This window comes from Bradyrhizobium sp. UFLA05-108, assembly GCF_059803455.1.
The window spans coordinates 16,720-32,794 of sequence record NZ_JBANAZ010000090.1; the positions used below are offsets into that span (position 1 = coordinate 16,720).

Annotated in this window: 13 protein-coding genes and 1 pseudogene; 8 read left to right on the plus strand and 6 right to left on the minus strand. The window is 65.2% G+C overall.

Annotated features, from left to right (window positions below; translation table 11 throughout):
- The first annotated feature begins 12 nt into the window (after positions 1-12).
- Complete coding sequence (locus tag SO140_RS40355; protein ID WP_449383354.1) at positions 13-1,209, plus strand: MFS transporter; 1,197 nt, start codon at positions 13-15, stop codon at positions 1,207-1,209.
- On the opposite strand, the gene dgcA is transcribed toward SO140_RS40355, so the two are convergent.
- On the minus strand, positions 1,179-2,174 hold the full coding sequence (gene dgcA / locus SO140_RS40360; RefSeq protein ID WP_449383353.1) for an N-acetyl-D-Glu racemase DgcA: 996 nt from the start codon (positions 2,172-2,174) through the stop codon (positions 1,179-1,181). The genes SO140_RS40355 and dgcA overlap by 31 nt on opposite strands.
- Positions 2,175-2,312: 138 nt before the next feature.
- Between dgcA and SO140_RS40365 the strand changes: the two genes are divergently transcribed.
- The 3 genes from SO140_RS40365 to SO140_RS40375 are packed head-to-tail and all read left to right on the plus strand — an operon-like array spanning position 2,313 to position 5,157.
- Complete coding sequence (locus tag SO140_RS40365) at positions 2,313-3,446, plus strand: MlaE family ABC transporter permease (protein WP_449383352.1); 1,134 nt, start codon at positions 2,313-2,315, stop codon at positions 3,444-3,446.
- Between the two features lie 2 nt (positions 3,447-3,448).
- Positions 3,449-4,219 (plus strand): ABC transporter ATP-binding protein, encoded by a 771-nt coding sequence (locus tag SO140_RS40370; RefSeq protein ID WP_027528623.1) that lies wholly within the window; start codon positions 3,449-3,451, stop codon positions 4,217-4,219.
- Between the two features lie 17 nt (positions 4,220-4,236).
- Positions 4,237-5,157: an MlaD family protein gene (locus SO140_RS40375; protein WP_449383351.1), complete on the plus strand. Its 921-nt coding sequence runs from the start codon at positions 4,237-4,239 to the stop codon at positions 5,155-5,157.
- A gap of 10 nt (positions 5,158-5,167) precedes the next feature.
- Here the strand turns inward: SO140_RS40375 and SO140_RS40380 are convergent, their stop codons facing one another.
- The 4 genes from SO140_RS40380 to SO140_RS40395 form a co-directional block, all read right to left on the minus strand.
- A complete protein-coding gene (locus SO140_RS40380; RefSeq protein WP_449383350.1) occupies positions 5,168-5,653 on the minus strand; it encodes a hypothetical protein in 486 nt (161 codons plus the stop codon).
- 88 nt (positions 5,654-5,741) lie between these two features.
- On the minus strand, positions 5,742-6,179 hold the full coding sequence (locus tag SO140_RS40385) for a type II toxin-antitoxin system VapC family toxin (RefSeq protein WP_449383349.1): 438 nt from the start codon (positions 6,177-6,179) through the stop codon (positions 5,742-5,744).
- A complete protein-coding gene (locus tag SO140_RS40390) occupies positions 6,176-6,478 on the minus strand; it encodes a hypothetical protein (RefSeq protein ID WP_449383368.1) in 303 nt (100 codons plus the stop codon). Before SO140_RS40390 ends, SO140_RS40385 begins: the two co-directional genes overlap by 4 nt.
- A 173-nt stretch (positions 6,479-6,651) precedes the next feature.
- Complete coding sequence (locus tag SO140_RS40395) at positions 6,652-12,324, minus strand: apolipoprotein A-IV repeat region-like domain-containing protein (RefSeq protein WP_449383348.1); 5,673 nt, start codon at positions 12,322-12,324, stop codon at positions 6,652-6,654.
- 399 nt (positions 12,325-12,723) lie between these two features.
- Here SO140_RS40395 and SO140_RS40400 point away from each other — a divergent pair, with 399 nt between their 5' ends.
- Together SO140_RS40400 and SO140_RS40405 are read left to right on the plus strand one after the other, a co-directional pair.
- Positions 12,724-13,101: an Hpt domain-containing protein gene (locus SO140_RS40400; protein WP_449383347.1), complete on the plus strand. Its 378-nt coding sequence runs from the start codon at positions 12,724-12,726 to the stop codon at positions 13,099-13,101.
- A 219-nt stretch (positions 13,102-13,320) separates the two neighbouring features.
- On the plus strand, positions 13,321-13,641 hold the full coding sequence (locus tag SO140_RS40405; protein WP_027528626.1) for a 2Fe-2S iron-sulfur cluster-binding protein: 321 nt from the start codon (positions 13,321-13,323) through the stop codon (positions 13,639-13,641).
- 1 nt (position 13,642) lies between these two features.
- Here SO140_RS40405 and SO140_RS40410 read toward each other — a convergent pair whose 3' ends face one another.
- Positions 13,643-14,119, minus strand: a complete 477-nt coding sequence (locus SO140_RS40410; protein ID WP_449383346.1) for an acyl-CoA thioesterase — start codon at positions 14,117-14,119, stop codon at positions 13,643-13,645.
- A gap of 187 nt (positions 14,120-14,306) precedes the next feature.
- Between SO140_RS40410 and SO140_RS40415 the strand changes: the two are divergent.
- Positions 14,307-15,213 (plus strand): annotated as a pseudogene (locus SO140_RS40415) (NAD(P)/FAD-dependent oxidoreductase).
- A 107-nt stretch (positions 15,214-15,320) separates the two neighbouring features.
- Positions 15,321-15,920 (plus strand): DUF2147 domain-containing protein, encoded by a 600-nt coding sequence (locus SO140_RS40420; protein WP_449383344.1) that lies wholly within the window; start codon positions 15,321-15,323, stop codon positions 15,918-15,920.
- The last annotated feature ends 155 nt before the right edge of the window (positions 15,921-16,075 follow it).

Genomic DNA, 16,075 nt, shown 5'->3' on the forward strand with positions numbered 1-16,075 from the left:
GCAATTGGTTTGATGAAGAGCGAATCACAAATCCCCATCGCAGCAGTGCAAGGCCGGCGATTCGCCGTGCACCTGGCGCTGTTCTACAGCGTCTCGTTCGCCGTCCTCGGCACGCATCTGCCCTTCTTCACGGTGTGGCTGAAGGCGGTCGGCATCGAGCCGGCCTGGATCGGAATCATCAGCGCGGTCCCTGCGGTCACGCGCTTCACCACACTGCCCTTCGTGACCGGCTTCGCCGAGCGGCGCCAGGCTGTGCGCGCGGCACTGATCCTGACCGCGTTCGCGTCGGCGATCGGCTTCGCGCTGGTCGGCACGCAGCATCAACCCCTGCCGGTGCTGCTGCTCTATATCGTCACCTGCTGCTTCTGGACGCCGCTGCTGCCGCTGACGGACGCCTATGCGCTGCGCGGCGTCACCCGCTACAAGCTCGACTACGGGCCGCTGCGGCTGTGGGGCTCGGTGGCGTTCATCGCCGGTGCGCTCGCCTGCGGGCTCCTGGTCGACGTCATCGCCGCGCGCGAACTGATCTGGGTCATCGTCGCGCTTGCGGCGCTCACCGCCTTCAGCGGCCTTTCGCTTCAGCCGCTGGATGAGTCGCGACGAAAGAGCGCAGGCGCGCATGGCGGCAAGCGCCTGCTGCGCGATGCGAGCTTCCTCGCGATCATCGCCTCGGCGGCGCTGATCCAGAGCAGCCATACCGCCTACTACACCTTTGCCTCGATCAACTGGCAGGCTCATGGGCTCGGCGGGCTGACCATCGCGGGCCTGTGGGCGCTCGGCGTGTTCGCGGAGATCATCGTCTTTGCGGTCTCGCCCCGGCTTTCGCTGCATCCCTCGCTGCTGGTTGTGATCGGGGGTCTGAGCGCGGTGGCGCGCTGGGCGATCACGGCGCAAGAGCCGCCGGTCGCAGTGCTCGCGATCGTCCAACTCACACACGGGCTGAGCTTCGGCCTCACCCAGGTCGGTGTGATGAACCTGCTGGTGCGTCACGTGCCCGCGCATCAGATGGCGCGCGGGCAGGGCTACTACGCGGCAACCAGCGGGCTGTTGAGCTCGACGACCTCGATCATCTCGGGCGCGATCTATGCGCGCTATGGCGAGGCGCTGTATTACCTCATGGCTGCGATGGCCGGCACGGGCGCGGTGCTGATGTGGACCGCGCGGCATCACCTCTTCGCTCACCCCCAGAGCGAGGCCTCCGGCGGATAGACGAGGCTCTCGTCATAGCGCAGGCCGTGATCGCGATCCCGTGCCAGCAGCAGCGGCCCATCGAGATCGACGAATCGCGCCTGCGGCGTCACCAGCATTGCGGGTGCCATCGACAGCGAGGTCGCGACCATGCAGCCGACCATGATCTCGAAACCCAGCGCCTGCGCCGCGTCGGCCATCGCAAGCGCTTCGGTCAGGCCGCCGGTCTTGTCGAGCTTGATGTTGACAGCATCGTAGCGCTCGCGGAGCGGCGCGAGCGAGGAGCGGTCATGTACGCTCTCGTCGGCGCAGACGGCGAGCGGCCGCTTGATGCGCGCCAGTGCCTCGTCCTGGCCGGCCGGCAGCGGCTGCTCCACGAGGATGACGCCGACCTCGGCGCAGGCGGAAAGGTTCCGCTCCAGATTGGCCGCCGTCCAGGCCTCGTTGGCATCGACGATCAGCTCTGATTCGGGAGCCGCCTTCCGCACAGCGGCGATCCTTTCGGGATCGCCTTCGCCGCCGAGCTTGATCTTCAGGAGCGAGCGGTGCGCAGCCTTGGCCGTCGCCTCCGCCATAACCTCCGGCGTACCCAGCGAGATCGTGTAGGCGGTGGTGCGCTCTACCGGAACCGGGCGGTCGAGCAGGTTCCAGGCCCGCAGACCCGCTTCCTTGGCTTCCAGATCGATCAGGGCGCAGTCCAGGGCGTTGCGGGCCGCCCCTGGGGCCATCGCGGCTTGCAGGGCGCGGCGGTCCAGTCCGCCCCCGATCGCCTCCTGCATGGCCTGGAGCGTCCTCAGCGTCACCTCCGGGGTCTCCCCGTAGCGCGCATAGGGCACGCATTCGCCGCGGCCGGTCAGGCCGCCCCGGCTCACCTCCGCCACGACGGTCACGGCCTCGGTCTTGGCGCCCCGGCTGATCGTGAACAGGCCGGCGATCGGGAAGCGCTCGATTCGCGCCGCCAACATTGGAAGTTTGCTGGAAGTCATTTAGAACTCTGGCAATTTCTGAACCGGCTGGTTACCTGATGCAACTAACTATGGCTGGTTGGGGATACCTTCTTCAAGGTAAGGGCGCGTGCGCAACCATCTCTTCTCATCCGAACCCTTCGCTAGGGAGCGGACATCTTGAACGGCGATCCAAAGCTGGAGCGGATTGCCAAGGGCAACGCGCTGGCACTTTGCGCCACGGGAACCTGGACCGCGAGCTTCGCGCCGGCCCTGGAGCGTATGGTGGCTGACGCCGAAAAGCTCGCCGGCAGCCAGCCGAACATCTTCATTGACGTCTCCGAAGTCTCCAAGCTCGACACCTTCGGCGCCTGGCTGATCGAGCGGCTGCGCCGTAGCCTGACGCAAGGCGCGGTCGAGGCCCAGATCGCAGGGCTCTCGGCCAACTATTCGAGCCTCGTCGACGAGGTGCGGCGGGTCAAGGCGACGCCGGTCATCGAGACCGGCACCATCACCATCACCGGCATGCTGGAGCAGATCGGCCGCGGGGTCGCCGGCCTCACCGGGACCGTGACCGATCTCGTCGACATGCTCGGTGCGGTGCTCGCAGCCAGCGGTCGCGTGCTGATCCGTCCGCGCTCGTTCCGCCTGACCTCGACCGTGCATCATCTCGAGCAGGTCTGCTGGCGCGCGGTGCCGATCATCGTGCTGATCACATTCCTGATCGGCTGCATCATCGCGCAGCAGGGCATCTTCCATTTCCGCAGGTTCGGCGCCGACATCTTCGTCGTCGACATGCTGGGCGTGCTGGTGCTGCGCGAGATCGGCGTGCTGCTGGTCGCGATCATGGTCGCCGGACGCTCGGGCAGCGCCTACACCGCCGAGCTCGGCTCGATGAAGATGCGCGAGGAGATCGACGCGCTGCGCACCATGGGCTTCGATCCGATCGAGGTCTTGGTGCTGCCGCGCATGTTGGCGCTGGTACTGGCGTTGCCGATCCTCGCCTTCCTCGGCGCGATGGCCGCGCTCTATGGCGGCGGGCTCGTTGCCTGGCTCTATGGCGGCGTCGATCCGGAAGCCTTCCTCTTACGGCTGCGCGACGCGATCTCGATCGACCATTTCATCGTCGGCATGGTGAAAGCGCCGGTGATGGCGGCGGTGATCGGCATCGTCGCCTGCGTCGAGGGCCTTGCGGTGCAGGGCAGTGCGGAATCGCTCGGACAGCACACCACCTCGTCGGTCGTGAAGGGCATCTTCTTCGTGATCGTCATGGATGGCGTGTTCGCGATCTTCTTTGCATCGATCGGGATGTGATGATGGCACCCGAAATTCAAGACCCCATCATCCGCGTTCGCGACATCACCGTGCAGTTCGGCGCAACGCGCGTGCTCGACGGGCTGAACCTCGACGTCAAGCGCGGCGAGATCCTCGGCTTCGTCGGCCCCTCCGGCGCCGGCAAATCGGTGCTGACGCGCACCATCATCGGCCTCGTCTCGAAGGTCGCCGGCCGTATCGAGGTGTTCGGCGTGGATCTGGATTCCTCCAATAGCTCGCAGCGCCGTGGCGTCGAACGGCGCTGGGGCGTGCTGTTTCAGCAGGGCGCGCTGTTCTCCTCGCTGACGGTGCGGCAGAACATCCAATTTCCGATGCGCGAATATCTGAAGGTCTCGCAGCGCCTGATGGACGAGATCACCATGGCCAAGCTCGCCATGGTGGGCCTGAAGCCGGAGGTGGCCGAGCGCTTTCCGTCGGAGTTGTCGGGCGGCATGATCAAGCGTGTCGCGCTGGCCCGTGCGCTGGCGCTAGATCCCGAGCTGGTCTTCCTGGACGAGCCGACATCGGGCCTCGATCCGATCGGCGCCGGCGATTTCGATGAGCTGGTCAGGACGCTCCAGCGCACTTTGGGACTGACCGTTTTCATGGTAACGCACGACCTCGACAGCCTCTATACAGCTTGCGACCGCATCGCCGTTTTAGGGAACGGTAAGATCATTGCTGCAGGGTCGATCGCCGACATGCAGGCTTCGCAGCATCCCTGGTTGAGGCAGTATTTCCATGGCAAGCGCGCCCGCGCGGTCATGAGCTGATGTAGCCGGAGCATTTGATGGAAACGCGGGCGAATTACGTTCTGATCGGGTCCTTCACGCTGGCGGTGATCGCCGCGGCGATCGGCTTCGTGCTGTGGTTCCAGTCGCTGCACACCACCAAGCAGCGCAGCCCGCTGCGGGTCGTGTTCGAGGGACCGGCGGCGGGCCTGCGCAACGGTGGCAGTGTCAACTTCAACGGTATCCGGGTGGGTGAGGTGGTCTCGGTGAAGCTGGACAACCCGCGTCGGGTTGTCGCACTCGCCATGGTCGAGAACAACGCCCCGATCCGCAAGGACACCCTGGTCGGCCTCGAGTTCCAGGGCCTGACCGGTGTTGCCGCGATCTCGCTGAAGGGCGGCGAGGAGGCGGCCCCGGCGCCACCGCTCGACGAGGACGGCATCCCGACGCTCACCGCCGATCCGAACAAGCTCCAGGACGTCACGGAGGCCATCCGCGGCACGCTGCAGAACATCAACAAGCTCGTCGCCGACAACCAGGAGTCGGTGAAGAACTCGCTGAAGAATCTCGAGACCTTCACGACCTCGCTCGCGCGCAACTCAGAGCGCATCGATGCCGTCATGGGCAAGGTCGACGGCGTCATGCTCAAGGCCGACAGTCTCATGCTCGGCCTCAACACGTTGGCCGGCGGCAAGGACGGCGGCGAGCTGTTCCAGGCGGTGAAGTCGATCCGCGAGCTCGCCGATGATTTCGACAAGCGCTCCGGCGCACTGATGACCGACGGCCGCCGCACCCTCGGCGACATCAGCCGCGCGGTGAACAATTTTGACCGTAACCCGACCCGCGTCCTGTTCGGCGCCAGCAACAGCAGCGCGCAACAGGCGCCGCCGCCGGCCGAACCGCCGAAGCCGGCGCCTGCGCCTTCGAATGCGCGCGCCACAGCGCCAGCTCAGGCCGCGCAGGGGCAGAAGCGGCAGTAGGCGCAGGACGCTAGTCGCTTCCCTGTCTAGGTATCCAGCGGAAATCGATATCGTCTGCTTCAATGATCCACACGAACGCTTTGCACTGAGCGCCGTAGGCCCATTCGATCTCATAAACCAAGTGGCCGCGATCTGAAATTCGAAACTCGTCATAGCGCCAATCGCCGTGCGACCGCGCATTCGGCGAAAGCTCTTGAAGCGAGCAGGCGTACACCGTCGGATACGTAATCTCGATGTGGCCATCATGGTACGCACCGAGCAAACGAAGCATGATCGAACAGGATCGCTGGCGAGGCTGAGGGGCGGGCTTCTCCAATATTTGCAGCGACTCCAGCCAGGCATCATGCGGGCAGCGGTGATCCCTCGGATTGTAGAACCAGTCGGAGGTTGCAAGTTCGTAGGCGCGAGGTGGAAAAGTGGTCCGCTTTTCGGCGAGATAGGTTTCGTACCGCTCGAATGCACGCTTGACCGCAGGGTATTTGTCGTCGCCCATCATCCGAGAGAATGAAGACCATGGCCAATTCCTGTTCGACGTGCTTGCTTGAAACTATGACAGCGCCATCTGGCGCAGTTCAATGCCGACATTAGTCCGTTTCGCGCCCTCGCAACGGGTTGACGAATTTCAGCCCTGCGAAATCCTTCTCGTTGTCCGTCACGACAACAAATCCATGAACCTCCGCCACGGCCGCAATGATCATATCGAGCGCGCTGCGAGGCCTGCCGTTCGCAGTCCCACCTGCCATTAGCCGCGCCCAGACAAGGCTCGCTTGCTCGTCGAAAGGCAGTACGCGGCCCGCGAATAGCAACGGGGGCCCTTCAGGGCCCGCGAACCAAGCTTCCAATGCGCGGCGCTTTCTTCCCGCTGGTTTCTCCAGGATGCCTCGTCGGATTTCTCCGATTGTCAGAGCTGAGACGAACAGATCGTGATCATTCTGTTCGGCCATCCATGCCAGCAACGTTGGCGACGGACTTGGTTTCGTGACATTGCTGATGATGTTGGTGTCGAGGAGGTAGCGCGTCACAGATCAACCTTGCGGCCCGTGTCGCGCGCGCGGGTGACGTTGAGATCGGTCCCGACAAGCGGTGAGCGACGCAAGGCGGCGAGGATGCCACCCTTGTTGGGCGATGGCCCGGCGATCGTCTGACGAACGGCAGAACGGATCCGTTCAGCTTCTGCAGTATCTTCGGCAAGCTGCTTGGCGAGGGATCGGATCAATTCGCGGTCGGCATCGAGGCCGAGCACCTCGAACCGCGCCATGCCGCGCTTGGTCAATCGAGCCCGGTAGTTTCGAAGTGCTTTTTTTTGCGCAGTATTGGCCATCGCAGCCATCCGTACGTGTTATATCCTGACATATATCCAGATAAAGTGCCAGTGCGAGCCTGCTGATATCGCTTCCGGCGCGAAAGTATCGCGGCCTAGCTTTTCGATACCCAAACAAGAACGGAGGCCGTGAGGCCTCCGCTTTTAATTTCGCTGTTTGCGAGCGTGACCGCTTACCCCAGCCGCCCTGCCGAGTGGGCGAGCAGGGTGTAGACGAGCCCCGTCTCCGAGGTGAGGTGGCCGCGCAGCTCCTGCGGGCCGCGGCCGTCGCGGGCGACTTCATCGAGCAGGCGTTCGAACTCCGCGATGTAGCGGTCGACCGTGCCCTTGAAGTTGCGGTCGGCGCGATACTTGCGGGCGACCTCGTCAAAGGCCTTCTGCCCGGCGGGCGTGTAGAGGCGCTTGGTGAAGGCCTTGTTCTCGCCGCGCTGGTAGCGGTCCCACATCTCGGCGGCGAGGTTGCGGTCCATCAGCCGGCCGATGTCGAGCGACAGCGACTCCAGCGGATTGCCGCCGTTTTGCGGGGCCTGCGGCGGCTGCGGAGCAGCCGTGCGGCCGCGCGGCCCTTCACGGCCGGTCGGGGCGGCAGGGCCGGTGTCGGCGCGGTTCAAGAGGTCCGACAGCCAGCCGTCGCGGCTCTGGTCGTTGCCGGCCGGTGCGACCGGCGGGGCTTCGGTGCGGCGCGAGGCGGGCATGCCGAGGTCCGGCGGCGGCAGGGTCGACGCGCTTCCGGTATCGCGCATGCGCGTTTCGGTGCCGCGGTTGCCGTTGGCGGTCGCCAGCATCGGTTCTTCCTGACGCGCAACCGAGGCGCGGCCCGCGGTCGTGACGTCGAGGCCGCGGCCGTGCTGGGCGACGATGCGGTTGAGCTCGGCGAGCGCCTCGATCTGGTCGACGATCACCTTGCGCATCTGCGCGGTGCTCTCGGCGGCCTCCTGCGGCATCTCGAGCACGCCGCGGCGTAGCTCGTTGCGGGTGGCCTCGAGCTCGTTGTGCATCTCGAACGCCATCTGCTTCATGCTGGCGACGAGATTGCCGAACTTCTCGGCCGACTGCTTGAACATCGTGTCCGCCTCGTCGGTAGTCTGGCGGTAGATGTCGTGCATCGCGTCGATGGTCTGGCGGTGCTCCTCTTCGGAAGCCGCGCGCACCGCCTCGAACTGGCGGGTGATCGCTGCAGATCCCGCACCGGCGGTCTCCGCCACGACGCGCGCGATGTCGCGGGCACGCTCCTCGGCCGCGGCGAGCGATTCATCGAGCAGGCCGGTGAAGCGCGACAGCCGCTGGTCGAGATCGGCGGTACGCAGGTCGATCGTGGTGACCAACGATTCCAGCGCCTGCTTGCGCTCGGCGAGCGAGGCGGTGGTGTTCTTGTTGCTCTGCTCGACGACGGCCGCGGCATCGACGAGCGCCTTGCCGTGTGCGTCGAACTGGGTCGAGAGCTCGCCGAGGTCGACCAGCGCCTTCGTGGTCTTGGTGTTGAAGACGTTGAGCTGCTCTTCGAGGTTCTGCGTCGCCGCGCCGTTGCGCGCGGTGACGTCGTTCATCGCCGAGACGAAGTCTGCGACGCGGGTCACCAGCGCACGCTCGAGCGAGTTGAGGTTGTCGTGCGCTCCGGTCAGCACCTCCTGAAGCAGGATGTTGCCTTCGCGCAGACGCTCGAACAAGGCAACGGTGTCGGTGCGCAGGATCTTGCTGGTCTCCTGCATCTCGGTGACCGCCGCGATCGAAACCTGGCGCGACTGGTCGATCGCCGCGCGCGAGGCCTGCTCGAGATCCCTGAGCGACTTGTTGACCGCGCCGGTCGCGACTTCGCTCGCCGCGTTGATGGTGCGTGCGACCTCGTTGCCGTTGCCCGACATCGACTGCGAGAACGCCTGGCCGCGCGTCTCGATCGACTTCAGCGCGTCGGAGGTGACGCGGTCGATGTCGAGCGTGAGCTGGCTGGTCTTCGAGCCGATCGCGTCCACCAGCGTGCCGCGCTTGGCGTCGATCAAGTTCGACAGGCGGTCGGCCTGCTGCTGCACATAGGTGACGATCTCGTCGGTCTTGGCCGTCATGGCCTGGCCGAACGAGCCGCTGGCGGCGAGCACCGAGCGCTCGACGTCGGCCGAGCTCGACTTGACCCGCGAGCTTGCCTCGTTCGAGGCTGATATCAGCGCATTCTGAGCATTGAGCGCGCTGGTCTGGATGTCGTTGGTGGCGTTCGAGGTCGCCGTGCCGAGCGCCCGCTCGATGTCGGTCGAGATCGCGCGGATCTGGCTTGCCGCATCCGCCGACGTCGCGGTCAGCGACGACTGCGCCTCGCGTGCGCTGTTGAGGATCGCCGCCGCGGTATCGGCGCCGATCGCGGTGAGCGTCCGCTCGATGTCTGTAGACAGCGACTTGATCTGGCTCGCCGCTTCCGAGGAGGCGGTGACGAGCGTTCCTTGCGCGTCGCGGACGCCGGCCGTGAGCGCCTCGATGGTGGCGCCGCCGGCCATGGCCAGCGAACGCTGCATCTCGACGGCGAGCGATTTGACCTGGCCGGTCTGCTCGGCCGAGACCGCGAGCAGGGTGCTCTGCGCGTCACGGGCGCTGGTCGTGATCGTCTCCGCGGTGAACTGGCCTGCCTGCGACAGCGAGCGCTGCACTTCGGCGGCAAGCGACTTCACCTGGCTCGCCGCATCCGAGGACGCGGTGACGAGGGTGTTTTGGGCCTCGCGCGCGCCAGCCGTGATCGTCTCGGCCGTCGACGTGCCGGCCATCGAAAGTGAACGCTGGACGTCGGAGGACAGCGACTTGATCTGGTTCGCCGTCTCGGTCGAAGCCGCGATCAGCGTGCTCTGCGCGTCGCGTGCCCCGGCGGTGATGGCCTCTGCCGTCGTGCTGCCGGCCAGCGACAGCGAGCGCTGCACGTCGGCCGTGAGCGTCTTGACGTGGTTGGCGGCATCGGAGGAAGCGGTGATGAGGGACGTCTGCACCTCGCGCGCGCCGGCCAGGATCGAAGCTGCGGTGGCCGAGCCCGCCGCCGACAGGGTGCGCTCGATGTCGGCCGACAGGGACTTGATCTGGTTGGACGCTTCGCCCGATGCGGACACCAGGGTCGACTGCGCCTCGCGGGCGCTGGTCAGGATCGAGTTCGCAGCGCCCGTGCCGACGGCGGTCAGCGCGCGCTCGACCTCGGACGAGGTCAGCTTGAGCTGCGCATTGACGTCGGACGAGGTCGTCTTCAGCTGTGCATTGACGTCGGACGACACCGTCATCAGCGACTGCTGCGCCGTCCTGGCGCCGGTCTGGATGGTCTCGCTGGTGTTGACCACGAGGTTGGTCAGCGAACGCTCGGCGTCCTCGACATGCGAGCGGATGGTCGTGGAGATCATCTCCGCGCGCGACATCAGGTCTTCGCTGGCCTGACGTCCGCTGCTCTCGATGCGGCCGGCCACGGCCTCGACCCGCGAGCCGAGCAGGTCCTCGAACTGCGCAACACGCACGTCGATGTCGTTGGCGACAGAGCCGACCTTGGTCTCGATGGCCTGGTGGATTTCCTGGAAGCGCGCTGCGACCGTGCTGGCGAGAAGCGAGCTGCGACCGTCGATCGTCTCGGTCACGCCGGTGATGCGGCGGTCGACGGCTTCGATCGCCTGCGCGGTGCCATCGGACAGGGTCGAGGTCAGCAGTGTGAGCCGCGAGTCGACCGACTGGACCGCCTGAGCCGCTGTGTTGGTCAGCGAGAGCGTGAGCTCGGTGAAGCGGGTATCCATCGACTGCAGCGCCTGCGCCGCGCCGCCGGTCAGCGACGTGGTCAGGTGCGTCAGGCGGGCGTCGATCGACTGGATCGCCTGTGTCGCGCCGTCGGTCAGCGACGCCGTGAGGTGGGTGAGGCGCGAGTCGATCGACTGGATCGCCTGCGATGCACCATCGGTCAAGGACGTCGAGAGTGTGCCGAGGCGGTTGTCGATCGTCTCGGTGACGGACTTCGCACGCGTGTCGAACGACTGTTCCAGCGCGACGACCCGGCCGCCGAGCTGATCGTCGAAGGTCTTGATGTGGCCTTCGATCACACCGTCGAAGTTGGCGAGCTTGCTGTTGAGCGAGCCGTCGAGGTTGGTGACGCGCTCTCCGAGCGTGGTTTCGAACTGCACCAGGCGCTGGTCGAGTGCCGCGGTGATCTCGCCGCCATTCGAGGTGAGGCGGGTGTCGAAATTGTCGACATAGGTCTTCAGCGTCTCGGCGATATCAGTCGTACGCTGGCCCATGCGCTCGACGATCTCGCCACCGAACGTCTTCACCGTGCGGTCGAACTCGGAGATGTGGCGTGTGATCAGCGCGCCCAGCGTGCCGGAGTCGCGGGCGAACCTCTCTACGAGATCAGCGCCCTGGTTCTTCACCAGCTCGTCGAACGCGCTCATCTGCAAGGAGAGGGAATCGTGCGCGGTTTCGGTCTGGCTCACGACCTTGGCGACCAGCGTGTTGACGGTGGCGTCGAGAGCCTCGCTCGCCTTGTCGCCGCTCGTCATGATGTGGCCGGCGAGCCGGTTGCCGGCGTCGTCGATCTTGGCGGAGAGGTCGCTAGAGCGCAGCTCGAGCTCGAGCAGAAGCGAGTCGGAGGAGTTCTTCAGGGAGTCGTGAACCTGCTCGGTGCGCTCCGAGATGCCGTCGACGATCGCGGATGAACGCTGCTCGAACTCGCCGGTGATGCGGTCGATGCGCTCGTTCAGCATCTCGTGGACGCGGTCGGCGAGGTCGACGAACTCGTCGTGGACGTGGCCGGTCTTGAAGTTGAGACTGGTGGTCAGCCGCTCGCTGGCATCGAGCACGGCGCGCGTGGTCTCGTTGCTGGCTTCCTCGAGGCGGTCGAGAAGGTCGCCGCCGCGCTCGCCGAGCGCGAGGATCATGTTGTCACCGGCATTGCTCAAGGCGCTGGTGATGTGGGCGCCTCGCTCTTCCAGGGCACCGGTGATGGATTTTGCGACCTCGTCGACGCGCGAGGCAATCGCGTCCGAGATCAGCGCGATGTCGTGGCGCAGGTCGATCTGCACACCGGAGATCGCGCTGCGGACCTGCTCGGCCTGGCCGACCAGGTTGTCGCGCTGATGCGCGATGTCCTGAAGCAGGGCGCGGATGCGCACCTCATTGTCGCTATAGGCGCGCTCGAGGGCGGCGACTTCGTTCGCGACCAGCGTCTCGAGTTCGCCGGCGCGCGCGATCGCGCGCTCGATGCCGTCGCCCATCGCCGCGACCTCGCGGCGGATGGCCTGGCCGACCGTGACCATCGAGTCGGAGGCCGAACCCTCCGGCTCGGAGAAGCGGATCGCGACCTGCGCCATCGCCTGCGCGATCATGCGCATTTCCTGGCCGCGCCAGACGAGGCTCGCGAGGAAGTAGAACAGCATGATGGGCGCGAAGAACATCGCGACGAGGCCCGCGATGACCAGCACGCCGCCGCTCTGGCCCATGGCGGCATGGATCGAGGGCAGGAAGCCGACGGACAGCGCAGCACAGGCCGCAAGCCAGATGCCGGCGAAGACGGTTGCGAAGGTGTAGACGTTGCGGGCAGGGCGGCCCTTCTGAAGCGCCTGGAGAAGCTGACCGATGGTCTCGCGGTCGTCATTGGCGGCGCGGCGCGGAGTGCGCGGCTCCTCGATCGGGTCGAACACCGGTCGCTCGGTCGCGGTGGGACGCGCCTCGAAGGTCGGCTCATCGAAGGAAGGCGGCGCCGGTGGCGGCAGCGGAGGCGCGTTGTCGGTGCGCACTGCAGAGGCGCGGCTAGTGTCCGCGGCCGTATCGCTGATGTTCAGGGCTTCCTGGATTGCAGAAAGCGCGACTTCCGTGGGGTCTTTGACCTTCTTGGGAGTGTTCGCCATGTTCAGTATGAGCCCTCGCTACTAGTACACGTGCCCCCGCGCGGCCAGCGTGTCGCGCAAGCCCACAGACCGGTTCATGCCGCTTACGCGGATTCGTTGCCGTCCCCCACCCGAGACGGCTTGTCCGCCAATTTCCGCAACATCCTATTGGCAGAGCGCTGCGAAAGAAATGGCCGCGATTAAGACAATCTTAATCATCGTTAACAGGATTGGGCCGTAAGGCCTTAGCAATAAATGAAATTCTCCACGGAACTCTGTCGATTGCGGCAACTTTTCGTCAATATGCGGGCGGAATTGGGTCAAAGGCACCTAACGTTCCATTAACCATTTCCGTGGTTGGGTGAGACGAAAGCTTCGCCGCCGGACCGGCGCGTTGCCAACGATGCCGGGGCCCGCGCCATGACGCCTGATGTGCAACGGATGGACTGGATGCCCTCGCCACCGCTTGCTCCCCTCGACCATCCCCTCGATCTCGACCATCTCGCGCGCATGACCCTCGGCGATGCCGAGCTCGAATCCGAGGTGCTCGCGATGTTCGCGGAGCAGTCGAGCCGGCTGGTCGCGGCGATGGCAGCGCTCCCCGCAGATGCATCCGCACTGGCGCACAAGCTGAAGGGCTCGGCGCGCGGGATCGGTGCCTTTGCGGTGGCGGCTGCGGCCGCCGAGCTCGAATGCGCGATCCGGACCGATGACAACCCGACTCGCGCCTTCGCCGTGCTGAAGGAGACCGTGGCTGACGCCCGCGAAGCGATCGAGGCGATGCTGCGCCGCGCCTGAGGCCGGGTCTCCAATTCCGCAAACTGCCCTGGGGCGACCGCACGAGAGCCCAGTTCTGACGTGGTCAGGACCGGGCTCAAGTGTTTTGTTCTGACGCGTTTTCTTCACGCGAAACGGTCTCCACTTCGCTCGAAAACGCTATGGCGCGGCGCCAAGCGACCCGTTATAGGACAGCCCGGACCCTCCCTCATTTCCAAAGCTCCGGCAGCACGAGCACACATGGCCAAAATTCACTATGTCGACCACAAGGGCGAAACCCGCACGGTAGAAGTCGAGAACGGCGCGACCGTGATGGAAGGCGCCATCCGCAACGCCATTCCCGGGATCGAGGCTGAATGCGGCGGCGCCTGCGCCTGCGCGACCTGCCACGTCTATGTCGACGAAGCCTGGCGCGAGAAGGTCGGCAGCCCGACGCCGATGGAAGAGGACATGCTCGACTTCGGCTTCGACGTGCGCCCGAACTCGCGCCTGTCCTGCCAGATCAAGGTGTCCGACGAGCTCGACGGGCTCGTGGTGTCGACGCCGGAACGGCAGGCCTAACTTATAAATCTAGAGCTTTCGGCGGCGCGACCTCGATGCCGCGCTTGTGCCACGGCCTCAGCTTCTCTATGACCTCGGTGGTGAGCGGCGTCGGTCGCCGCGAGGGCTCTTCGATGAGGACGCCGACCGACATCGCGGAGGCAACGCATCTGCCTTCGCAGAACACGACCTGCTCGAAGGTCACCGACGTCCGCCCCAGCTTCACGACGCCGAGCCCAAGCTCGATCGTGCCCGGCCAGTGCAACTCGGCGCGGAAATGGATGTCGAGCCGCACCATGATCCAGGCGAGCCCCGGCGGCGTCAGCCCCATCTTGGGATCCTTCATCAGCGTGACGCGGCCGGTCTCGAAATAGGTGGCATAGACCGCGTTGTTGACGTGCTGATTGGGATCGAGATCGCCGAAGCGCACATTGTCGCTGAGACGATAGGGGAAATCCGCAAGGCACGGCGCTAAATCCAGGCGGCTTGGTGCATTCACCGGTTGATCTCCGTCATTTCCCCCGCCGTTACATCCCAGTTATCCTGTCCCGGCAAGTAGTCCTGCCGGCAGGCGGCCAATGCTTTTATGCCTTCCCTGGGCCGTTCTCGTTGGCTAGACAGGAACCGCGCCTTTTCCGTTGCCCGCCGGGCGCCGTCCAACCGATAACGACCGATAAAGAGACGACATGAGCGACGCGATCAAAACCGATGTGCTGATAATTGGCGCCGGCCCCTGCGGTCTGTTCGCCGCCTTCGAGCTTGGCCTTCTCGACATGAAGGCGCACTTCGTCGACATCCTCGACAAGGTCGGCGGCCAGTGCGCCGAGCTGTATCCGGAGAAGCCGATCTACGACATTCCCGGCATTCCGCACATCTCGGGACAGGGCCTCACCGAGGCGCTGATGGAACAGATCAAGCCGTTCCACCCGACGTTCCATCTCGGCGAGATGGTGGAGACGGTGGAGAAGATCGGCGATCCCGCATTCCGCGTTACCACCGATGCCGGCAAGGTGTTCGAATGCAAGGTGGTGGTGATCGCCGCCGGCGGCGGCTCGTTCCAGCCCAAGCGTCCACCAGTGCCGGGGATCGAGGCCTATGAAGGCGCCTCGGTGCATTACTCCGTGCGCAAGATGGAGCAGTTTCGCGACAAGGAGATCTTGATCGTCGGCGGCGGCGATTCCGCGCTCGATTGGACGCTCAATCTGCATCCGCTCGCCAAGCGCATCACGCTGCTGCACCGGCGCGATGAATTCCGCGCCGCGCCGCACAGCGTGGAGATGTGTATAAGAGACAGCCATGCTGCCGTTCTTTGGGCTTACCATGAAGCTCGGCCCGGTCGCGAACTGGGGGATCGCGCTGGAGAACAACCTGGTGCCGGTCGAGACATCCGCGTTCGAGACCAACGTGCCCGGCATCTTCGCGATCGGCGACATCAACACCTATCCGGGCAAGATCAAGCTGATCCTGTGCGGCTTCCACGAGGGCGCGCTGATGGCGCAAAAAGCCCACCGTTACGTCTATCCGGAGAAGCGGCTGGTGTTCCAGTACACGACGTCCTCGTCCAGCCTGCAAAAGAAGCTCGGAGTCAACTGATCCAAGCCGGAACGAGGAGGGCACGCCGGTGTTTCTGGTGCTGGAACCCTTCGCGAAATAGCCTTAGTCTGCGGCCATTCCAGTCGCGGGTTAGCCAGGTGATCATAATGCGGAATAACTTTTCGAGCTTCCGACTGCTCTCGTTCGTCGCGCTCGGCCTCGCGCTGTCGCTCGCGATGCCGCGGCCCGTCGCAGCGCAGGCCCAGCAGCCCACGGCTGCGGGCCTCTGGCAGAAGATCGAGGACGGCAGGCAGGTCGGGTGGTTTCTCTTCATCGACCACAACGGCGTCTTCGAGGGCGTGATCGCAAAGACCTTCCCGCGCCCGGGCGATGATCCGAACGAGGCCTGCACCAAATGCACGGATGATCGCAAGAATGCGCCGGTGCTCGGCCTGTCCTTCGTGCGCGACATGAAGCGCGACGGCCTGAAGTATGAAGGCGGCAACGTGCTCAATCCGCGCGACGGCAATATCTGGAAGGCCAACATGAAGGTCAGCCCGGATGGTCAGACGCTCACCTTGCGCGGCTATCTCGGCATCTCGCTCCTCGGCAAGGACGAGAGCTGGACGCGCCTGCCGGACACCTACATCGCGCAGGTCGATCCTGCGATCGTGGCAAAATATCTCCCCGCGCAAGCCGCCGCCGCAAAGCCGCCCGCGCCCGCCACGAAGAAGGGCGGCGCAATGATGGCGCCGATGAAGCAGTAGGGGCGCGACGTCGTTCGCGCGGTCGTTGGTTTCCGGCCTTTCCGCGCACACCGCTGTCATTCCCCGCGAAGGCGGGGAATCCAGTACGCCGCGGCTTCTGTGTACCCTCACCGGCCCTGGGATACTGCATCGCCCGCCTTCCGCGGGCGATGACT